Below are 19,629 nucleotides of genomic sequence, written 5' to 3' on the forward strand. Positions count from 1 at the left end.
TTTGCGCAGTCTAGTCGCCGCCGTCGAGCGTATCGATCCGCTTTCCGTCTCTGGCCGTGTGGCCGCCGTCAATGGGCTCCTCATCGAGGCCCGGGGCGGCGTCACGCGACTGGCCGTCGGGGCTCGGGCCGAGATCGAGCGGCTGGGCGCTCCGCCCTTGCCGGCCGAGGTGGTGGGGTTCCGAGACGCCCGCGCCCTGCTGATGCCTTTCGGCGCTGTCGAGGGCGTCGCGCCGGGCGCTGAAATCCGCATTGAGCCCGGCGGCTCGGCGGTGCGTCCCACCAAGGCCTGGCTTGGCCGCATCATCGATGCTTTCGGGGAGCCCATCGACGGCAAGGGGCCGCTGCCCCAGGGCCTGGCGGCCTATCCCCTGCGCGCGCCTCCGCCGCCGGCCCATGCCCGCGACCGCGTGGGCGCCCGCCTGGACCTTGGCGTCAGGGCCATGAACGTCTTCACCACCTGCTGCCGGGGCCAGCGCCTGGGGGTCTTCGCCGGCTCCGGCGTCGGCAAGTCCGTGCTGTTGTCGATGTTGGCGCGCAACGCCGACTGCGACGCCGTGGTCGTCGGCCTGATCGGCGAGCGGGGCCGGGAGGTGCGGGAGTTCATCGAGGAGACCCTGGGCGAAGAGGGCCTGCGCCGCGCCATTGTCGTGGTCGCCACCTCTGACGAGCCGGCCCTGAAGCGTCGGCAGGCCGCCTATATGACCCTGGCCATCGCGGAGTTCATGCGCGACCAGGACATGGAGGTCCTGTGCCTGATGGACTCCGTCACCCGCTTCGCCATGGCCCAGCGGGAGATTGGCCTGGCCGCCGGCGAGCCGCCGACCACCAAGGGCTATACCCCCACCGTCTTCACCGAACTGCCCAAGCTGCTGGAGCGGGCGGGTCCTGGTCCCATCCGCCCCGACGGTACAAGGGCCGGCCCCATCACCGGGCTGTTCACCGTGCTGGTGGACGGGGATGACCACAATGAGCCCATCGCCGATGCGGTCAGGGGGATCCTGGACGGCCACATCGTCATGGAGCGGGCCATCGCCGAACGCGGCCGCTTCCCGGCCATCAATGTGCTCAAGTCCATCAGCCGGACCATGCCAGGCTGCCATCAGCCGCACGAACGCCAGATCGTCACCGCCGCCCGCCAGGCCCTGTCGGCCTACGCCAATATGGAGGAGCTGATCCGCATCGGCGCCTACCGTCCAGGCTCCGACCCGCAGGTGGATCAGGCGATCGCTCTGAACCCCGCCCTTGAAGGGTTCCTCAGCCAGGACCAGGACGAGGCCACAAGTCTCGAAGACTCGTTCGGCGCCCTGGCCCACATCCTTGAAGGCGCCGTCGCATGAGCTGGGCCCAATCCCTGGTGAAGCTGTCCACCTATGAGGTGGAAGTGCTGCAAAAGCGCATGGCCGAGATCAATCAGCGCCGTGCCGACCTGGAGATGCGCCTGTTGATGCTGGAGGCCGAGGGCGAGGCCGAGGCGCAGAACGCCCAAGCCAATGCGGACGCCGGCTGGTACCATATTGGCTTCCTTGACGGTCTGCGGGCCAGGCGGGCGGCCGTGTTCGAACAGATGAAGGCCCTGGCCCTGGAAGAGCAGGGCGCCCGCGACGCGCTCAATGGGGCCTTCGAAGAGCAGAAGAAATACGAGCAGGTGGCCGAGGAGATCCGGCTGAAGCGGTCACGTGAACTGGCCCGCCGGGATTCTGCGGCCATGGACGAGATGGGCCTGCGCCGGGCCGCCGCCGGTCGGTGATGGGTTCGGCCTCTCTCTACGGCCTCAGCCGCCGCAGTTTTCTGGGCTCGGCCCTGGCTCTGGGCGCCTGCCAGCCCGCCGCCCAGTCCCAGACGCCGGTCGTCAGCCTGCCGCCGCTCAAATCCATCGCGCCCTTCCCGGTCGGGACCGCCGTCCAGGCCGTCCATCTGACCGACCCCGCCCTGGCCCGGCTGATCGTCGCCCAGGCCTCCCAGCTCACCCCGGAGTGGGAGATGAAGATGGAGTACATCGTCCGCGACGATGGGACCTTCCGCTTCGATGCCCCCGACGCCATCGCCGCCTTCGCCCGGACCCACGGCCTTGGTCTGTTTGGCCATACCCTGGTCTGGTACGCCCAGACCTCTCCGGCCTTTGAGCGGCTGGACGAGGGCCGGGTGAGCTTTGCTCAGGCCTATCGCAACTACATCCATGCCGTGGTCGGCCGCTATCGCGGCCAGGCGGTGGGCTGGGACGTGGTCAATGAGGCCGTCGCCGAGGATGGCGAGGGCTGGCGCGACAGCCTGTGGAGCCAGAGGCTGGGCGCCTTCGAGCACATGGTGCTCGCCTTTCAGAACGCCCGGGAGGCCGACCCCGCGGCCAAGCTGTTCCTGAACGACTACAATCTCGAATGGATTCCCAAGAAGCGCGCGACCTTCCTGCGCCTGGTGGAGCGGCTGTTGGCGGCCGGCGCGCCCATCGACGGGGTGGGCACCCAGACCCATGTGGCGGCCGATCAGGCGCCCGGCGAGATCGCCCGCACCATCGCCGAGCTCGGCCAGTTCGGCCTTGCGGTGCATGTGTCGGAGTTTGACGTCTCCTTGAGCCGCGCGCAGGGGTTCATGCCCAACCGGGCCGTTCTGGAACGCCAGCAGGCCGCCCTCTACGCCGAGGCCGCCGAGGCCTTCATGGCCCTGCCGCCCCGTCAGCGGTTCGCCTTCAGCTTCTGGGGCCTGCGTGACAGCGAGTCCTGGCTCAAGCGTGAGGACGCCCGCGACACGCCCTTGCCATTCGACAATCAGGGCCGGCCAAAGGCCGCCGCCGCCGCCTGGGCCGCCCAGGTCGGCTAGGGCGCGTTCCGATGGGTGGGAATCGGTTGTCGGAGCGAAACGCGCTCAAACTCTGAGGCCTCGCCCGCGCCCATGGGCGGGGCGCTGAATCAGCATCAGTTCTGCGGCGTCGCTGGACGAGGCGCCGGGGCGCGCGGGGGCGCCAGCCGCTCGGCTTCGGCTTGCTGACGCAGGACGTGGAGATCGTCGCTGAGCCGGAAGATCGCCACATAGAACTCACAGAACGAACGCCACAGAAGGATCAGGGCGCCGACCACCAGCAGGCCGGCCACCAGGACGGGGATGGCGAGCATCAGCCCCATCATGCTGTCTTCGCGCAGGGCCACGCCCACGGCCGCGCCAATCGTGCCGAAGGCGCCCAGGGCGATCACCCCCAGACCCGCCCAGTAGATCAGGTGGATCACGGAGTTCGTCATCAGCCGGTCGAACGTCAGGAGGTCCCACATCAGGGAGGCCCCGGCGCCGCGCTTGGGTTTGGATCTGCTGGCCATTCGTCATCCAACGCTCTGGGGACCAAAGGACGTCCCGCGCGCCAAACCGCTACCAGTCGCGGACGTTCCGGGCAACTTTGGAAAGCTCGCCGCTTCCGTGGCGGCCTAGATCGTGCCCAGGGTTTTCAGGCGGGCGCGGGGATGAACCTCGTTCTGGCTCATCACCGGGGTCTGGCCGCGGAAGCGCTCAATGATGGAGCGGACATAGGGGCGGATGGCCGGGCTGGTCAGGAGGACCGGCGTTTCGCCGCTGAGGGCGGCGCGCTCGAACACTTCGCGCACCCCGCGGATGAAGTCCTGGAGACGGGAAGGCGCCAGGGCCAACTGCTTTTCTTCGCCGGGTCCGATAAGCGCCTCGGTAAAGGCGTTTTCCCACTCCGGCGACAGGGTGACGATGGGCAGGGCGCCGTCATCACCGCGATAGGCGTAGGAGAGCTGGCGCGACAGGCGCGCGCGCACCTGTTCCACCAGCAAGGCCACTGAGCCCGTGTGCGGGGCGGCCTCGCCGATCCCTTCGAGGATCGCCGGCAGGTCGCGGATCGAGACCCGCTCACGCAGCAGGGCCTGCAGGACCCGCTGGACAGTGGTGGCCGTGGCGATCGCCGGGATCAGGTCATCGACCAGCTTCTTCTGTTCGCCAGGCAGGTCCCTCAACAGCTTCTGCACCTCGGAATAGGACAGGAGCTCGGCCATGTTGTCCTTGAGGATCTCGGTCAGGTGGGTGGTCAGCACCGTGGCCGGATCGACGATGGTGTAGCCGCGGAAGGTGGCTTCCTCGCGAAGGGAGTCGTCGATCCAGGTGGCTGGCAGGCCGAAGGCCGGCTCGCGCATCTGCTCCCCCGGGATTTCCACCTGGCCCCCGCGGGGGTCCATGGCCATCAGCGAACCCAGGCGCACCTCGCCCTCTCCGGCGTCCAACTCCTTGATGCGGATGCAATAGCCCTGGGAGGGCAGCCGCATATTGTCGAGGATGCGGACCGAGGGCATGACGAAGCCGTACTCGGCCGCCAGGGTCCGGCGCAGGGCGCGGATCTGATCGGTGAGCCGGCGGCCCTCCAGGTCATTGATCAGTGGCAGCAGGCCATAGCCCAGCTCGATCTTGACCTCGTCGATAGCCAGGGTCTCGCTGATCGGCTCTTCCTGCGGCTCGCCGGTCGGCTCGATGACCGGGGCGGGCGGAGGCTCCAGGGACTTCCGACCCCGATAATAGGCCAGCGCTCCGGCGGCCAGCGCAACGGCGGCGAAGGGCAGGAACGGCATGCCCGGCACCAGGGCCAGCACCCCAGACGAGGCCGCCACCATGCCAAGGCCGACCGGGTTCATGGCCAGCTGCGCCACCAGGGCCTTGTCGGCCGAGCCCTCGACCCCGGCCTTGGACACCAGGAAGCCTGCGGCGATGGAGATGATCAGGGCGGGAATCTGGCTCACCAGACCATCGCCGATGGTCATGATGGTGTAGCTCGCCGCGGCGTCGCCCACAGGCATGCCGTGCTGCATCACACCGATGAGGATGCCGCCCAGGATGTTGATGACCACGATGATCAGGCCGGCAATGGCGTCGCCGCGGACGAATTTCGAGGCGCCGTCCATGGCCCCAAAGAAGGTGGATTCCTGCTCCAGATCCTTCCGGCGACGCTTGGCTTCCTCGTCTTCGATCAGGCCCGCAGACAGGTCGGCGTCGATGGCCATCTGCTTGCCAGGCATGGCGTCTAGGGTGAAGCGGGCGGCCACCTCGGCGATCCGTCCAGACCCCTTGCTGATGACCACGAAGTTCACGATCACCAGGATGATGAACACGATCAGCCCGATGACGAAGTTGCCCCCCATCATCAGGTTGCCGAAGCCCTCGATGATCTTGCCCGCCCCGTCGGTGCCCTCGTGGCCATGGGCCAGGATCAGCCGGGTGGAGCCGATGTTCAGGCCCAGCCGATAGAGGGTGGTGACCAGCAGCACTGTCGGGAAGGCGCTGAACTCCAGCGGCTTCTTGATCAACAGTGAGGTCATCAGGATCAGGACGGCGCTGGTGATCGACAGCACCAGCAGGGCGTCCAGCAGAATCGCCGGGATCGGCAGGATGAGCAGGACAATGATGCTGACCGCCCCGACGGCCAGGGCCACTTCCCCACGGGCCAGCCAGCCCAGCATCTCGCGGCCGGTGGGGTATGGGGCGGACGGACTCGGGGCCTGGGCCATCAGTGACTCTCGACTTGCCTTGCGGCCTTAGGCGGCGTTGGCGCCGGCGCCCTGGGGCGCTGGCACGGCGACGCCGGCTTCGGTGTATTCCTTGAGCTTGTTGCGCAGGGTGCGGATCGAGATCCCCAGGATATTGGCGGCATGGGTGCGGTTGCCGGCGCAGTGTTCCAGAGTGTCGATGATCAGCTGCTGCTCCATCTCGGCCACCGTCTGGCCGACAAAGCCGCGCTGGGCGGCCTCGGCGGCGAAGGTGGCCGCCTGGGCGGTGCGGGCGCCGGCGTCGGCCGGCGCCAGGGGCTGACCATCGGGGAGGCGCACGGCCTCCTCGGTGATCTCGTCGCCCACCGACAGCAGAACCGCCCGGTGCATGGCGTTTTCCAGCTCGCGGACATTGCCCGGCCAGCGGTGGGCGGCCAGGCGTCGCCGGGCCTCGGCCGAGATGGGTTTTTCGGCCATGCCATTGGCGGCGGCGTACTTCTTCACAAAGAACTCGGCCATGACCAGGATATCGCCAGGCCGGTCGCGCAGGGCCGGCAGGCGCAGGTTCACCACATTGAGGCGATAGAGAAGGTCCTCGCGGAAGGTCCCTTCCTTGACGGCCTGGGCCAGGTCGCGGTTCGAGGTCGCCAGGATACGGATGTCGACCCGTACCGGCTTGGCGCCCCCCACACGGTCGATCTCCCGCTCCTGGATAGCGCGCAGCAGCTTGGCCTGCAGGCGGGCGTCCATCTCGGAGATTTCGTCCAGCAACAGGGTGCCGCCATTGGCCTCCTCAAACTTGCCGATCCGACGGGCCAAGGCGCCGGTGAAGGCCCCCTTTTCGTGGCCGAAAAGCTCACTTTCCAGCAGGTTTTCCGGGATTGCGGCGCAGTTGACCGAGATGAAGGGCTTGGTGGCGCGGCGGGACTTCTGGTGGACGTAGCGGGCCACCACTTCCTTGCCCGAACCACTCTCGCCGGTGATCAGGATCGAGGCGTCGGAGGTGGCCACCTGGTCGGCGAGCTTCAGTACCGCCTGCATGTTGGGATCACGCACCACCATGGGCCGATTGTCATCGGCGACCGCGGCCAGGACCGCGGCGATCAGGGCGGCGTCCGGCGGGAGCGGGATGAACTCCTTGGCGCCGGCGCGGATGGCGGCGGCGGCCCGGTCCGGGTCGGCGCCGACCCCCCAGGCCCCCACCCGCACGCGGATGCGTTCAGCCGCGGTGGCCGCGAACAGGGCGGCGATGTCGAGGTCATCATCCACCAGCAGCAGAGCGGCCCCTGGGCCCGCGCGTAGAGCATGGGTGGCGGCCGCGACCGTCTCCACATGGCTCACCTTGGCGCCGGCGCCCATCGCCATCTTCACCGCTGCCGAGAGCTGTCCGTCCAGTTTTCCGACGACCAGAAGCCGCATGTTCAAATCTCCTTACGCGCCGCCGCCTTAGGCCGCCGTGTCGCCGTCCTTGATGATTTCCGTCATCGTCACCCCGAGGCGCTCGTCGACGATGACGACCTCCCCCCGGGCGACCAGGCGATTGTTCACATAGATGTCGATGGCCTCGCCGACCTTGCGGTCGAGTTCGAGGATGCTGCCCGAGGACAGTTGCAGGAGCTGGGCGACGGACATCTGGGCCCGGCCCAGAACCGCCGAGATGCTGACAGGAACGTCGAAGACCGGCGCCAGATCGCTGGCCGCCTTCTCCACGCCCTCAGCGCCGTAGTCCACCACGGGAAGATCCCCCGGTCCGAGCTCCTCAAGTTTCAATTCGTCAGACATGCTTGGTCCTTTCGCCCGTCAGGCGTCGCCGCCGGGAATGAGGGGTTCAGCGTGAAGGCCTTCGGCGGCCAGGGCCGCGTGCAGGGCCTCGGCCACCCGCTGGACGGCGGCGGCCGGATCGAAGCGGGCTGCTCCGTCGCCGAAATCGAGGGCGAAGGCGGTCGGCCCCAGGTTTGGATCGTTGCGCACCTGAATCTGGCCGGAAAAGCCGATCGCCTGCGCGGCCTGGGTCAACAGGGGTTCCAGCCCCTCGGCCATGGCCGGCGCCACGGTCACCAACAGGCGCGGGGCGGTCTCGATTTCACGGGCCAGAGAGTCCAGGGCCGCCTGCAGGGGCGCCCGGGGAAAGGCGTCGAGGGCGGCGTCGGCGATCGACTGGCCACAGGCCAGCGCCAGTTCGGCCGAGCCCACCCGATGGGCGTGGGCGACCTCGGCCAGGCGGGGCAGGGCCGCCTGGCAGGCCTGGGCGATCTGCGAGAGGGCTGCGGCCTGCTGGGCTTCGATCCGCGCCATGGCCGCCTGCTCGCCCTCGACATAGGCCTGGGCGCGAATGACTTCGACCTCTTCCAGGGGATAGATGCGCTTGGGGCGTGCGGAAGCCTGCGCCACGGCGCCGGCGTCGTCGAAGACGGTGTCGAAATCGAATTTGCGCAGGACGGGCTCGGTCATCAGTAGATCAGCTCGTCATCGCCGCCGGCGCCGGCCAGCATGATCTCGCCCTTCGCGGCCAGGTCCTTGGCCACCTGGACCATCTTCATCTGCGCCTGATCGACATCCTTCAGCCGGACGGGGCCCATGCCTTCCATGTCCTCGCGCATGATCTTGGCCGCACGCTCGGACATGTTGGAGAAGAACATTTCGCGCAGGGCGTCCGACGCCCCCTTCAGCGCCAGGCCCAGCTGATCCTTTTCGACCCCGCGCAGCAGGGTCTGGACGCCACCCGGATCAAGCTTGGACAGGTCTTCGAAGACGAACATCAGGGCCCGGATGCGCTCAGCGCTTTCGCGGTTGCGCTCTTCCAGCGCGGCCATGAAGCGCGACTCCGTCTGACGGTCGAAGGAGTTGAAGATATCCGCCATCATCTCATGGCTGTCGCGCTTGGAAGTGCGCGCCAGGTTCGACATGAACTCGGTCCGCAGGGTCTGTTCGATCTTGTCCAGGATCTCGCGCTGCACGGGTTCCATGCGCAGCATGCGAGTGACGCACTCCAGGGCGAAGTCCTCGGGCAGGGCGGCCAGGACCCGGGCGGCGTGCTCGCCCTTCACCTTGGACAGGATGACGGCGACGGTCTGGGGATATTCGTTCTTCAGATAATTGGCGAGGACCGCCTCGTTCACATTGCCGAGCTTGTCCCACATGGTCCGACCCGCCGGCCCGCGGATCTCCTCCATCAGGGCCTCGACCTTGTCGCTCGGCAGGAAGGCCTGCAGCAGCTTCTGGGTCTGCTCGAACGATCCCATGATGGTGCCGGCGCCGGACATGCCCGACACGAACTCCACCAGCAAAGCCTCGACCACATCGGCCGCCACGGTGCCGAGGCTGGCCATGGCCTGGGAGACCTCCTTGATCTCCTCCTCGTCCAAATTCTGCCAGATGGTGGCGTGATCCTCGCCAAGCGCGAGCAGGACCACGGCGGCCTTTTCCGGCCCGCTCAGCTGGCTGGGATCGGTGATGGACTTGTTCCGGCCGCCGCCACGCACAACGAGACTCATGCGGATTCGTGGAGCCAGCTGCGCAGGATCGAGACCGACTGCTCAGGATGGGTCTCGACGAAGTCGGCCACCCGCTTGACCGACGAGGCCTTCACCTGGCCTTCGATCCGCGCGATGTCGATCTTCTGCTCCAACTCCCCCGGATTGGGCAGGGCCAGGGGTTGGCCGGTCTCGGGGTCGACCGCGACCTGGACGGTCTGGCCGTCGGGTGTGGTGGTGACCACCCGCGTGATGGTCTGCATCGGCAGGCCGCCGCCTGATCCGCCGCCCGCGCTCTTCAGGAGCGGGCGAACGACGAAGAACACGATCAGCAGGGCGACGATGGCCAGGATGGCCAGCTCGACGGCCCGCATGATGTCGTTCTTGTCGAAGTCGGTAAGGGGGTTTCCCGACTCGACCCCGCCCATTTCCACCGGACTATCGAAGGGCATGTTGATCACGGTGACCTGGTCGCCGCGCTCTTCATTGTAACCGACGGCGGTGCGAACCAGCTGTTCGATCCGGGCCATCTCGTCTTCGCTGCGCGCGGCATATTCCCCGGGTCGGCCGTCTTCGCCGATGGGCCGGACGCCATCCACGGCCACCGCCACAGAGAGGCGTTGCACCCTGCCGGGCTCATTGACCTCGGTGCGCACCTTCTTGGAAATTTCGTAATTGGTGGTCGACTCCGTGCGGCCGCTGGCCGAGCCCAGGCCGCCGCCGGCTTCAGGCGCGCCCAGGCCGCCAGGGATGTTGGCGTCGGCGGTGACCATCCCGTTGTTGTTGGCCTCGGTCTCGTTGGCGTTTTCCTCGACCGTCTGCTCCGAACGCACCACCTGACCATCGGGGTCATAGGTCTCTTCCTGCAGGGTCACCCGCGCCAGATCCAGTTCAGCGGTGACATTCACCCGCGCCTTGCCTGGGCCAACGACGCTTTCCACCATCGCCTTGACAGTCTTGGCGATGCGTTGTTCGACCTCGCTCTTGCGGCTGTCGGCGATTTCGCCGGCGAAGCTCTCACCGCCAGCCGACAGGGTCTTGCCATGCTGGTCGACGACCGTGACCCGGGCCGGTGTCATGCGCGGCACGGCGCCGGCCACAAGGTTCTGAACGGCGCGAACCTGCTCCGGCGTCGGGGCGCGGCCGCCGACGCCCATGGTGATGGAGGCCGAGGGTTCCTCAGCGGCTTCCTCGAACAGCTGGCGCTTGGGCAGGACCAGATGGACCCGGGCCGAGGTGACGCCGTCCAGGCCGCGGATGGTGCGGGCCAGCTCCCCTTCCAGGGCGCGCTGGCGGTTCAGCTGCTGGACAAAGTCTGTCTGGCCCAGGGCGCTGGAGTTGTCGAAGATCTCATAGCCCACCGAGCCCGCTGTCGGCAGGCCCTGGCTGGACAGCAAAAGTCGGGTGGAGGCCACTTCATCGCGGTTGACCAGGATGGTCGAGCCGTCGCCCTTCACCTCGTATTTCACCCGGGCCTGCTCCAGGGCCTGGGTGATCGAGCCCGCTTCGCGCATGTCGAGGTTGGAATAGAGCAGAGCCTTGGGTTGGCCCAGATTCATGGTCACAGCGATCAGGGCCGCAGCCACGCCGGCGCCAATGCCGAGAATGGCGGCCAGCCGGCCGATCCCGAACCTTTGCAAGGCGGCTACAAACTGATTCAAGGCGCGTCCCACCCCAAAACCCTACGCCCGGCGCCCACTTTGGGCCGGCCGCTAGGCAGGATTTACCCAGTCGATGGTAAACGCCGCGTTTAAGTCTTGGCATTGCGGCCCCTGCGGCGAAGTTTGCCGGCGGGACTTGATGTCGCAGCCCGGGCGGGGCGCGCCCGCCCCCGGCCCGGTCGCGATTTAGCTGCTCCAGGGTGTCAGGGCGCCCCAGTGGAACAGCACCACGGCGAAGGCGGCATAGATCAGGGTGGTGGCTGTGAAGGCGAGCTTGCGCGCCACCGGCCAGCTGTCGAGGCGACGACCGCCGCGCCAGATGCTCAGCAGGGAGGCCAGGGTGAACAGGGTGAGCACAGCGGCCACCAGGGCGCAGGCCGAGGCCAGGAGCAGCCGCGCGCCGGGCCAAGTGTAGACGACTTGGGCTGTGTCCGACGCGCCCATGATCCAGGCGCCGAACAGACCCATAGCCAACAGCCATAGGGCCGCCTGGATGGTCTGGACCAGGCTGGCCTGACTCTGGATCTGTGTCTGGCGCAGGTCGCGGCGGTTGCGCAGGGCCAGCCCCACCAGGGTGGCGATCGCCGCCAGGGCGGCAAGGCCCGCCAGCCAGGTCAACATGGCGGGGCGGCTCCAGAGGCCGACGCGCTGAAAGCGGACCTCGTTGAAGGTCCCCTGAAAGGCCGTGGCCCGGCCGCCGGCGATGTCGAACACCATCCGGTCAGGTCCAGTTGTGGAAATAAATCTTCCTTGGGCGGGGTCCCCGTCGGGAAGCCAGGTTTGCGATCCGGTGAGGCGGTGGGTCACCAGACGTCCATCCCGGGTGACCTGGACGCTGACGCCCGAGAGAATGAATCCCACGAAGCGCTCCAGGCCCACATAGGCCCGACGGGTCCCCAGATAATGGCCTTCATACCGGCCAGCCAGACGTCGCAGGTCTGGATGCCCCGTCTGAGGGGGGGCCGCCGCCGGTCCATAGAACTGCGCCACCACCTGGGCCGGAAGCCGGGCGGCCAGTTCCGCGCCGTTCTCGGTGTTGACGCTGATGAACACCCCAAGACCCAGATCCGGGACCATCACCATGTTGGAGGCGAAGGACAGGGTGCCGCCCGCATGCCCGTAGCCCTTGCGCCCCCCAGGGAGGGGGTAGGCGATGAAGCCGTGGGGCCAGTCATTGATGCCGGCCTCATTGGGCCGAAGCGGCGTGCGGAAGGCCCGGGCCGTCGCCGGACCAAAGAGTCTGGCGTCCTCGCCGAATGCGCCGTCGTTCAGCAGGACGATCATATAGCGGGCCATGTCGGCCGCCGTGGACGAGGCCGAGCCCGCCGGAGCCAGGTGGCCCAGATATTCAAAGGGACGCACCTGGAAACCCTGGACCGGCGACCAGCGGAAGCCGTCGGACAGGTCGCGGGCGAGGTTTTCGGGCATGGGGGCGGGAATGCCCTGACGCGGCGGATGGGGCTCACGGAAGCTCGTGCGGGTCATCCCCAGGGGACCAGTGATTCGCCCCTCCACCAGTTCTTCGAAAGGGCGTCCCGACACATAGACCAGGGCCTGTCCCGCCAGTCCGACGCCGTAGTTCGAATAGGTGGGGAACTGTCCCGGTTCGCGCACCCGGCGGGGGCGTTCCTGGCGCAGATACTGGGCCATGGGGCGCTCGCGATCAAAATTCCGCTCCATCAACTGGCCGAGGACGCGGTCCTCGAATCCCGGGGAGTGGTCCAGCAGATGGGCCACCTGGACCGGCTGGGCGAAGCCTTGATCGCGGATCTGGAGCTGTTCAGGCAGATAGAGGTTGATCGGGGCGTCGATCCTGATGCGCCCGGCCTGAATCTCCTCCATCAGCAGGATCCAGGTGAAGGTCTTTGAGATGGAGCCGATGCGGAACAGGGTGCGGTCCGGGTCGACCTGCCGCTGCGGCGAGAGGCTGGCGTGGCCATAGCCCTTTTTCAGAATCACCTGACCGTCTTGCACCACCGAGACCGTAACCCCGGCGATGCGGTCCCTGGCCATGGCCGAGCCGATCACCCCGTCCAGATAGGCCTCCAGCTGGGCCGGGTCGACAGGGGTTACGCCCTGGGCCGTGGGGCTGTCGATTGCGGCGGCTGCGGCCGCGGCGCCGTCCGCCGAGGCCGCAGGCGGCCCAACTGGTCGAGGCGCGGGCCTTGGCCGGGCTGGCGAGCGCGGGGCGGGGTTGGCCAGGGCCTCATAGGGGATGGGCCCGTCCGGCAGGGCGGGCTGAGCCTGTCCAGGCAGAGGCAGGCACAGGGCCGCAACGAGCGTCACCACCGCAAGCTTGGGCAAGAAGCGCATCACCGGAACTCGCTCTGTCTGGAAAACTCCCCACGAAGCTCCCTTCTAGGGCGCCGCGACGGGGCCTCCAAGGCGCAGCGTCTCTGCTTGGCGCGCGCCTGCGAAGGTCAATAGGGGAAGCAGGGCGCGAAGCTGTGGACCAATCCACACCTGCGGCTCCGAAGGGGGGCTGACGCCCTCCGTTTTCTCGCGTTCGGCGACGCAGGCGCCGACGGCGCGACTCAGGGCGATGAAGTCCGCCACCTGGTCGATCGCGCTCAGGAAACAGGCGTCGAAATAGGGATAGGTGTCAGCCTCCCCGCAGCCAAATGAGGTCCGGTCTGGCCGGGCGGCGGTCAGGATCATCCGGTTGGGCTTGGCCAGGGCCGGGACAAAGACGCCGGAGAAACAGGCCGAAATCACCACCACCGTGGGTTTCTCCCCACAGCTGCGGTCCAGCATCAGACCAAGAATCTGCGGCGCCAGGATCTGGTCGTCGACCAGGACGCCCCGGGGGTCTCCATGAGAGGTGAAATAGACCAGGCAGCCCCTTGCGGCTGGGGCCAGGGTGCTCAGGCTCTGATAGATGGCCCGGGCCGAGGCCTTCTGCGGGCGCTGCCCCCTGTCGCCCTCGGGACGGACGGAAAACTGCGCCACCTGACTGTCGTCGAGTCCGAGGCCGATGATGGCGCGTGAGATGTCTCGACGGGCGTTGTCAAAGGCCTTGGTGGGACCGCCCAGGGACCCCTTGTCGTCGCCAGCCACCACCACCGCGACCCAGGACTGGAAGGGTTCGGCCAGGGCGACCGCCGGCCAGGTCATGCCGCAGGCGAGGCCGAGCGCCAGGGCGCAGATCCGAAACCTCAGACCGGCGCGCTGGCGGGCCAAGTCAGGTCTTGTAGGTCTTGAACGGGGTGGGCAGGGCCGTCCCCGTGGCCTTGGCCAGCAACCGGCCTTCGGGATCAAACAGCTCGCCCTCGGTGAAGGCGATGCTGCGGCCCCATTTCAGCACGCGACCGATCCCCTTGATCTGCCCAGGCATGGCCGGACGGAGGAAGCTGGTCTTCATCTCCAGGGTCGGCGCCACATGGGTCATGCCCGAGGCGACCATGCAGGCCACCGACATGGCCTCGTCCAGCATGGCGCAGAGATAGCCCCCCTGGATCTGCTTCATCGGATTGAGCAGGAGCTCGGCCTTGGCGTCGAAGGCCACCTCAACCATCTTCTGGGCCTGGTTCACCGCCACCATCTGGAAGCCGAGGGTCTGGGAGCCGGTCGGCTGGTTCTTGGTGCGCAGGAAACGGGCCAGGATGGCCTCGTCGGTCAGAGCCTCAGGCTCAGTAGCGGCGACGTCGGTCATCGGGCCTATTTCTTGCGGAAGTGATCGAGAGAGATGACCTTTTCGGCCGGATCGATGGGGGGATCGGGCTCCCCGGCCGGTTCCGCCGCATTGGCTTCGCCGGCGACCGCGGCCGCAGCGCCGCCGTCGCCGCCAGCCTCGAACTGCAGCAGGAACTGCACGCTCGGGTCATAGAAGCGCGACACCGCCGCATAGGGCACCGACACCCGCTTGGGCTGGCCGCCAAACTTCAGGGTCACCGAGAAGAAGGTCTCGCCAGGCGCCAGGTCCCAGTACTGGTGCTGCAGGACGATGGTCATCTCGTCGGGATATTTCGACAGCAGATCCACAGGACCCGACACGCCCGGCGCGTCGGTCTTGAAGGTCACATAGAAATGGTGGGCGCCGGGCAGGCCCTCGGGCGAGGCCGCGCGCTTCAGGGCGGCCTTGACCACGCCGCGCAAGGCTTCCTGGGCCATCGCTTCGTAGTGCATCTGGTCTTGGGCCGGGGGCTCTTGGGCCATGGGGTCTCCGCCTGGGGTCTGCTGGCCGGAGGGTAGCGTTTCGGCGCCGTGGCGCAAGCGCCCGTTGCGTGGCAGGCGAGCCATGACGGTGGTTGGCGCGGGGAAACGGATTGGCTAGTGTCTCGGCCGCGGCGGGGGCCGGTCATGTTGTTCGCGTCGCCGAGCTTTCTTTTCGTATTTCTGCCGCTGTGCCTGGCCGCCTATTTCGCCAGTCGCACCATGGCGACCCGCAATGCGGTCCTGATCGCCGCCTCCCTGATCTTCTACGCCTGGGGCGAACCGGCCTATGTGGCCTTGATGGCCGCCATGACGGTGTTCAACTATGGCGCCGCCCTATGGATTGACGCGCGGGACGGCCCCTCCCGAAAGACCGCGCTGCTCCTCGCCGTCGGCGTCAATCTGGCCGCGCTCAGCCTGTTCAAATATGCCGGCTTCCTGGCTGACAGCCTCAACCTGGTGTTGGCGCCCGCAGGGTTGGGCGTGCCCCGACCGCAGATCCCACTGCCCCTGGGCATCTCCTTCTTCACCTTCCATTGCCTGTCCTACCTGATGGACACCTATCGGCGGCGGTTTCCCGCCAATCGGGACCTGCCGCAGGTGGCGCTTTATATCGCCCTGTTCCCACAACTGATCGCCGGACCCATCGTCCGCTACAAGACCATCGCGCGGCGCCTGGTCCTGCGCCGTCACAGCCTGGGACGCGCCTCCGCCGGGATGCGAATCTTCATCATCGGCCTGGCCCAGAAGCTGCTGATCGCCGACACCCTGGCGCCGGTGGCCGACGCGGTGTTCGACCAGACCGCCCAGCCGGGCCTGGCCGAGGCGTGGCTGGGCGCGGTGGCCTATACCCTGCAAATATATTTCGACTTCGCCGGCTATTCGACCATGGCCATCGGCCTGGCGATCATATTCGGGTTCAACCTGCCGAGAAACTTCCGCACCCCCTACGCCTCGACCTCGATCACCGAGTTCTGGCGTCGCTGGCACATCAGCCTGTCCACCTGGTTCCGGGACTATCTCTACATCCCCCTGGGCGGTAATCGCGGTCCGGACTGGAAGACCTGGCGCAACCTGGTGATCGTGTTTCTGCTGTGCGGCCTCTGGCATGGGGCGGCCTGGACCTTCGTCCTTTGGGGCGCCTGGCATGGCGCCTTCCTGGTGCTGGAACGCATGGGGCTGGGGGCGGTCCTGAAGGCGATCCCGCGGCCCGCGGCCTGGCTCTATGCGCTGATGGTGGTGATCCTGGGCTGGGTGCTCTTCCGGGCCGAAAGCCTGGGCCGGGCGGTCGAGGTCTGGGCTGGAATGGCCGGCCTGCGGGGCCTGGGGGAGTTCAGCGCGGCCACGGCGATCGCCTTCCAGCCCATCCATCACTGGCTGATCCCGGTGGCCGTCGCCCTGGCGGTGTTCGGCCTGCCCTGGCGGGTGCGATCGGGCCAGAGCGGACGAGCCTGGATCGACACCGCCATGATCCTGCTGCTGCTGGCCCTGGCCCTGCTGCGGGTGGCGCAGGGCACCTACAGCCCATTCCTCTATTTCCGGTTCTGAGGAAGGCGCCATGTTCAGTCCTCGCCGATATCTGATCCTGATGGTGATGGCGGTCCTGGTGGTCCCTGTGATCGCCATGCCTCTCGTCCCGTTCCAGACCGTGTCGCGGGAAGAAAACCGCATGCTGGCCTCGCCGCCGGCCTGGCCACAGGATGCTGAGGCCTGGCGTCTGGCGCCCCGGGCCGTGGACGCCTTCCTTGCCGACCACTTCGCTCTGCGGGAGGCGGCCATCTGGGTCGGCGCCCGCCTGGAGCGACGTCTGGGCGTCACCACCCCGGCCCAGGCGATGGCGGTGATGGGAGAGGGGGGGCAGATGTTCCTCACCGAGGGCCTGCTTCGCTCCACGGGTCAGGACACCGATCCCCAGCGGGCCGGCGACTATGCCGATTTTGTCTGTCAGGTGGCCGCGCGCCTGGCGGCCCGGGGAACGGTCCTGGCCACCGGACTGGCCCCATCGCCCGGGACCATCCTCACCGACCAGACCCCGCCCTGGGCGCGGCCGGCGGTCACGCCCAGCGATCATGATCTGATCCTGGCGGCGCTCAGCGCCTGCGGCGCTCCAGTGAGTGACCTGCGCCCAGCACTACGGGCCGCCGCGGACTCCGCGGCCATGTATCGCCGTTTCGACAGCCACTGGACCCCCAAGGGCGCGCTGGTGGCCTACAACGAAATGGCCGAAGCCCTCGGACGTCCGGACTGGCGTTGGGCTCATGAGGATCTGGCCTGGGCCGAGGTGCGGGTCGACGACGGGGACCTGCCGCGCATGGCCGGCATGCCGCCGGCGATCGAAACCCTGGAAATCCACGACCGCACGGGCCTCACGCCGAGGATGACCCGTCAGGCGCTGGACGCCTATGGCGGCCCGATACCGGCCTTCTCCGTGCGGAGCGGGACGGAGGGGCCAAGCGTCGTCATCATCGGAGACAGCTTCACCGCCGACTTCTTCCCTTCCCTGATGGCCGAGCGCGTGGGCCGCCTGGTCTGGATCCACATGAATGGTTGCGGCTTTGACTGGCGGGTGATCGAGGACGCCGCCCCAGACTACGTGCTGCTGCTGCCGGCCGAACGCAACGCCATGTGCCACGGGGTCCGACCCAAGGGCTGGGGCTGACAAGCCTTAGGGGCAGGGGCAGATTTCGATTTGGGGAAAGGTGGAGGGGTTCTGTTGCAAGGCCCCCTCCCGGCCCCGCCTAGCGCTGCTAAGACACTAGGAGTTTAGGTCGAAATCTATCGGACCGCTTACGCAGCCAAACGGACTTCTTCAGCGAAGTTATCGTTCGCATTTAGATTAAGGCCCGAAACGGTGGGCCAAGCCGAGAGAAAGCAACACCTTTAGACGTCTGTCGATGCTGATCGGCCCCAGATTTCCCGGCGATACCCGGAGAAGGATTTGGTGGAGCCGCCGGGAATCGCACCCGGGTCCAGTCCGCTTATGACGTGCGCGTTTATCTCCATAGTCCGGCGAACCGGACAGGTTGAATATAGGGCGGGGCCGGCTGAATTTGAAGGCCTTTCGCGAAACCTCAGGGGTTTGGCGGCCGATCGGCGGGCTTGATGCGGCCGCCGCCGCCGATCAGGGCCCCATAGGCGGCCCGCTCCCGGGAGAAGTCCGCGCCATTGGGGAGCAGAACATCGATCCTGGGCTCGTGGCCCAACGCCGCCCCGACGGCGGTTTCCAGGAGCTCGGCGACCTCGCCCACCTCGGCCTCATCGCAGTCGCGGCGCAGGGCGCCGCCCTGGCGTTCGGTCAGACGGATCAGGTCAAAGGCCACGCCGTCCAGGCAGATGGAGCCGACGCTGGCGTTCCCCTCCTGGGCGACGGCGTCCCGCGGGCTGTCCCAGACAGATGCGGCCGCCAAGGCCTGGATCCGCGCCCGGTAGCCCGCCGGCAGCTCCATGTCGAAGCCGACCCGCCGGGCGATATCTGGCTCACAGCAGGCGCGGCCGGCGCGCACCTGGACGAAGGCCTTGCCGTCCCGCCGGGCGGTCAGGCGGATGACCATCTGCTCAACGCTGTTGGAGGGCCTGCGCCAGACCTCGATCATCGCCTCGCCGCCATAGACCACCTGCGTCTGCAGGGGCGGCAGGCCCCACAGGCGATAGAGGGTCGGCTCGATGGGGGTGACCACAGGGGCTGGGCCGCTGCGGGGCAGGCGGCGCCTGGCCATCGGGTCGGCGGCGTCGGACAGGGCCGGGCGCTCGGCGCTCCACCATTCGCCGGGGTCGGGCGGGGGATAGGGCCAGGCCGCGCCGGGCGGGGCGGCGGTTGGCGCCTGGGCAAGGCCAGGTGTGGCTGCCATGAGACTGAGGGCCAGACCGAGGGCCGCCCGCTGCGTCTTGGTCGCCATGCCGTGCTCCTAAAGGGCGTCGGCCCCCCGTGTGATGGAAAGCACGCCGGTGCGTGACAGTTCCACAAGGCCGAGCGGCCGCATCAGTTCGGCGAACTTGTCGATCTTGTTGGGCGCGCCGGTGATCTCGAAGACGAAGCTCTCATGGGTAGTGTCGATCACCCGGGCGCGGAAGATGTCGGCCACCCGCAGGGCCTCGACCCGCTCGGCGCCGAGGCTCTTGACCTTCACCAGGGCCAATTCGCGTTCGAGACCATTGGGGTCGCGGGTCACGTCCTGGACATGGCGGGTGGAGACCATCTTCTCCAGCTGGGCTTCGATCTGACCCAGCACATGTGGCGTGCCGCGGGTGACGATGGTCACCCGGCTGGTGTGAGCATTGCGGTCAGTCTCGGCGACCGTCAGGCTCTCGATATTGTAGCCCCGGGCGGCGAACAGCCCGACCAGCCGGTGCAGCACGCCCGGCTCGTTGTCCACGAGCACGGCGAAGGTGGCGAGGTTCTCCACCTCGGCCTTGTGGTCGAGGTCATAGACGGAGGCGGGCTGGGGATCGGGCATCAAGGTCTCTTCCATACGTACGGGAGATCAGGTGTCACAGGCGCTGGCTGAGGGCAACCGTGGCTGGCCGCTTCGACGACGGCTCAGCGCGCTTACGGTGGTCCAGTCGCCGGAGGCGAGGGCTTCCTTCTTGGCGCGGGACCAACCCTTGACCTTTCGTTCGAAGGCGATGGCGTCGGTGATGCGCTGGAACTCTTCGCACCAGACAAGGGTCACGGGACGACGCCGTTGCGTGTAGTCGCCGCCTTCGCCAGCTTGATGTTGGCTGACGCGAGTCTGGACATCCTCACCGCGGTGCGAGCCGACATAGTATGAGCCGTCTGCGCACCTCAGCATGTAGACCCAAGCGCTCACGCCGCCGCCCTCGTCCTTCGAGGCCCGCTGCGCGGGCGCCTCAGGATGAGGGCGAC

At 67.7% G+C, this 19,629-nt stretch carries 19 protein-coding genes and 1 other RNA gene; 5 read left to right on the plus strand and 15 right to left on the minus strand.

The annotated features are described in order from the left end of the window. Nucleotide 1: 1 nt before the first annotated feature. Genes fliI through Q7V15_RS12835 form a run of 3 tightly spaced genes read left to right on the plus strand, consistent with a single transcriptional unit; the run spans nt 2 to nt 2,816 of the window. The gene (gene fliI / locus Q7V15_RS12825) at nt 2–1,339 is read left to right on the plus strand and encodes a flagellar protein export ATPase FliI (protein WP_304756066.1); all 1,338 of its coding nucleotides are present in this window, start codon (nt 2–4) and stop codon (nt 1,337–1,339) included. Beyond that, nucleotides 1,336–1,749 (plus strand): flagellar export protein FliJ, encoded by a 414-nt coding sequence (locus Q7V15_RS12830; protein WP_304756068.1) that lies wholly within the window; start codon nt 1,336–1,338, stop codon nt 1,747–1,749. Before fliI ends, Q7V15_RS12830 begins: the two co-directional genes overlap by 4 nt. Continuing rightward, nucleotides 1,749–2,816, plus strand: a complete 1,068-nt coding sequence (locus Q7V15_RS12835) for an endo-1,4-beta-xylanase (protein ID WP_304756070.1) — start codon at nt 1,749–1,751, stop codon at nt 2,814–2,816. The genes Q7V15_RS12830 and Q7V15_RS12835 overlap by 1 nt, the downstream gene beginning before the upstream one ends. A 95-nt stretch (nt 2,817–2,911) precedes the next feature. On the opposite strand, the gene Q7V15_RS12840 is transcribed toward Q7V15_RS12835, so the two are convergent. The 11 genes from Q7V15_RS12840 to Q7V15_RS12890 all read right to left on the minus strand — a co-directional run bounded on the left by Q7V15_RS12840 (nt 2,912) and on the right by Q7V15_RS12890 (nt 14,768). Next, entirely contained in the window at nt 2,912–3,307 is a 396-nt protein-coding gene (locus Q7V15_RS12840) for a DUF4282 domain-containing protein (RefSeq protein ID WP_304756072.1), read from the minus strand. A 105-nt stretch (nt 3,308–3,412) separates the two neighbouring features. Then, nucleotides 3,413–5,500: a flagellar biosynthesis protein FlhA gene (gene flhA / locus Q7V15_RS12845; RefSeq protein ID WP_304756074.1), complete on the minus strand. Its 2,088-nt coding sequence runs from the start codon at nt 5,498–5,500 to the stop codon at nt 3,413–3,415. A 27-nt stretch (nt 5,501–5,527) separates the two neighbouring features. Continuing rightward, a complete protein-coding gene (locus tag Q7V15_RS12850; protein WP_304756076.1) occupies nt 5,528–6,898 on the minus strand; it encodes a sigma-54-dependent Fis family transcriptional regulator in 1,371 nt (456 codons plus the stop codon). A gap of 27 nt (nt 6,899–6,925) precedes the next feature. Further along, nucleotides 6,926–7,261: a flagellar motor switch protein FliN gene (gene fliN, locus Q7V15_RS12855; protein WP_304756078.1), complete on the minus strand. Its 336-nt coding sequence runs from the start codon at nt 7,259–7,261 to the stop codon at nt 6,926–6,928. Nucleotides 7,262–7,279: 18 nt separating this feature from the next. Further along, the gene (locus Q7V15_RS12860) at nt 7,280–7,930 is read right to left on the minus strand and encodes a flagellar assembly protein FliH (RefSeq protein ID WP_304756080.1); all 651 of its coding nucleotides are present in this window, start codon (nt 7,928–7,930) and stop codon (nt 7,280–7,282) included. Beyond that, nucleotides 7,930–8,973 carry a flagellar motor switch protein FliG gene (fliG, locus tag Q7V15_RS12865; protein ID WP_304756082.1) on the minus strand — a complete coding sequence of 348 codons (1,044 nt, stop codon included), beginning with the start codon at nt 8,971–8,973 and terminating at the stop codon, nt 7,930–7,932. The genes Q7V15_RS12860 and fliG overlap by 1 nt, the downstream gene beginning before the upstream one ends. Then, complete coding sequence (gene fliF / locus Q7V15_RS12870; RefSeq protein ID WP_304756084.1) at nt 8,970–10,613, minus strand: flagellar basal-body MS-ring/collar protein FliF; 1,644 nt, start codon at nt 10,611–10,613, stop codon at nt 8,970–8,972. Before fliF ends, fliG begins: the two co-directional genes overlap by 4 nt. 186 nt (nt 10,614–10,799) lie before the next feature. Next, nucleotides 10,800–12,926 carry a serine hydrolase gene (locus tag Q7V15_RS12875; RefSeq protein WP_304756086.1) on the minus strand — a complete coding sequence of 709 codons (2,127 nt, stop codon included), beginning with the start codon at nt 12,924–12,926 and terminating at the stop codon, nt 10,800–10,802. 45 nt (nt 12,927–12,971) lie between these two features. Beyond that, nucleotides 12,972–13,793 (minus strand): C13 family peptidase, encoded by an 822-nt coding sequence (locus Q7V15_RS12880; protein WP_304756089.1) that lies wholly within the window; start codon nt 13,791–13,793, stop codon nt 12,972–12,974. A gap of 1 nt (nt 13,794) precedes the next feature. Next, nucleotides 13,795–14,265, minus strand: a complete 471-nt coding sequence (locus tag Q7V15_RS12885; RefSeq protein WP_304756091.1) for a PaaI family thioesterase — start codon at nt 14,263–14,265, stop codon at nt 13,795–13,797. A gap of 5 nt (nt 14,266–14,270) precedes the next feature. Beyond that, nucleotides 14,271–14,768, minus strand: coding sequence for an SspB family protein (locus Q7V15_RS12890; protein WP_304756092.1), 498 nt, complete (start codon nt 14,766–14,768; stop codon nt 14,271–14,273). Nucleotides 14,769–14,912: 144 nt separating this feature from the next. On the opposite strand from Q7V15_RS12890, the gene Q7V15_RS12895 reads away from it, so the two are divergent. Continuing rightward, nucleotides 14,913–16,313 carry an MBOAT family protein gene (locus tag Q7V15_RS12895; RefSeq protein ID WP_304756093.1) on the plus strand — a complete coding sequence of 467 codons (1,401 nt, stop codon included), beginning with the start codon at nt 14,913–14,915 and terminating at the stop codon, nt 16,311–16,313. A gap of 10 nt (nt 16,314–16,323) precedes the next feature. Next, nucleotides 16,324–17,424 carry a hypothetical protein gene (locus Q7V15_RS12900; protein ID WP_304756094.1) on the plus strand — a complete coding sequence of 367 codons (1,101 nt, stop codon included), beginning with the start codon at nt 16,324–16,326 and terminating at the stop codon, nt 17,422–17,424. 39 nt (nt 17,425–17,463) lie between these two features. On the opposite strand, the gene ssrA is transcribed toward Q7V15_RS12900, so the two are convergent. From ssrA to Q7V15_RS12920, 4 genes are all read right to left on the minus strand, one after another. Next, nucleotides 17,464–17,824: a transfer-messenger RNA gene (gene ssrA, locus Q7V15_RS12905) on the minus strand. A 12-nt stretch (nt 17,825–17,836) separates the two neighbouring features. Next, the gene (locus Q7V15_RS12910; protein WP_304756095.1) at nt 17,837–18,661 is read right to left on the minus strand and encodes a hypothetical protein; all 825 of its coding nucleotides are present in this window, start codon (nt 18,659–18,661) and stop codon (nt 17,837–17,839) included. Nucleotides 18,662–18,670: 9 nt separating this feature from the next. Then, complete coding sequence (gene ilvN / locus Q7V15_RS12915; protein WP_293316491.1) at nt 18,671–19,219, minus strand: acetolactate synthase small subunit; 549 nt, start codon at nt 19,217–19,219, stop codon at nt 18,671–18,673. Nucleotides 19,220–19,246: 27 nt separating this feature from the next. Then, nucleotides 19,247–19,555 (minus strand): GIY-YIG nuclease family protein, encoded by a 309-nt coding sequence (locus Q7V15_RS12920; RefSeq protein WP_304756107.1) that lies wholly within the window; start codon nt 19,553–19,555, stop codon nt 19,247–19,249. Nucleotides 19,556–19,629: the final 74 nt, after the last annotated feature.

It is taken from the genome of Phenylobacterium sp. (genome assembly GCF_030651755.1).
Classification (GTDB): Bacteria; Pseudomonadota; Alphaproteobacteria; order Caulobacterales; family Caulobacteraceae; genus Phenylobacterium.

Coding starts and splice junctions, on each gene's coding strand:
- Q7V15_RS12830 (WP_304756068.1), top strand. CDS start 1,336: ATGAGCTGGGCCCAATCCCTGGTGAAGCTGTCCACCTATGAGGTGGAA.
- Q7V15_RS12835 (WP_304756070.1), top strand. CDS start 1,749: ATGGGTTCGGCCTCTCTCTACGGCCTCAGCCGCCGCAGTTTTCTGGGC.
- Q7V15_RS12840 (WP_304756072.1), bottom strand. CDS start 3,307: ATGGCCAGCAGATCCAAACCCAAGCGCGGCGCCGGGGCCTCCCTGATG.
- flhA (WP_304756074.1), bottom strand. CDS start 5,500: ATGGCCCAGGCCCCGAGTCCGTCCGCCCCATACCCCACCGGCCGCGAG.
- Q7V15_RS12850 (WP_304756076.1), bottom strand. CDS start 6,898: ATGCGGCTTCTGGTCGTCGGAAAACTGGACGGACAGCTCTCGGCAGCG.
- fliN (WP_304756078.1), bottom strand. CDS start 7,261: ATGTCTGACGAATTGAAACTTGAGGAGCTCGGACCGGGGGATCTTCCC.
- Q7V15_RS12860 (WP_304756080.1), bottom strand. CDS start 7,930: ATGACCGAGCCCGTCCTGCGCAAATTCGATTTCGACACCGTCTTCGAC.
- fliG (WP_304756082.1), bottom strand. CDS start 8,973: ATGAGTCTCGTTGTGCGTGGCGGCGGCCGGAACAAGTCCATCACCGAT.
- Q7V15_RS12875 (WP_304756086.1), bottom strand. CDS start 12,926: ATGCGCTTCTTGCCCAAGCTTGCGGTGGTGACGCTCGTTGCGGCCCTG.
- Q7V15_RS12885 (WP_304756091.1), bottom strand. CDS start 14,265: ATGACCGACGTCGCCGCTACTGAGCCTGAGGCTCTGACCGACGAGGCC.
- Q7V15_RS12890 (WP_304756092.1), bottom strand. CDS start 14,768: ATGGCCCAAGAGCCCCCGGCCCAAGACCAGATGCACTACGAAGCGATG.
- Q7V15_RS12895 (WP_304756093.1), top strand. CDS start 14,913: ATGTTGTTCGCGTCGCCGAGCTTTCTTTTCGTATTTCTGCCGCTGTGC.
- Q7V15_RS12900 (WP_304756094.1), top strand. CDS start 16,324: ATGTTCAGTCCTCGCCGATATCTGATCCTGATGGTGATGGCGGTCCTG.
- Q7V15_RS12910 (WP_304756095.1), bottom strand. CDS start 18,661: ATGGCGACCAAGACGCAGCGGGCGGCCCTCGGTCTGGCCCTCAGTCTC.
- ilvN (WP_293316491.1), bottom strand. CDS start 19,219: ATGCCCGATCCCCAGCCCGCCTCCGTCTATGACCTCGACCACAAGGCC.
- Q7V15_RS12920 (WP_304756107.1), bottom strand. CDS start 19,555: ATGCTGAGGTGCGCAGACGGCTCATACTATGTCGGCTCGCACCGCGGT.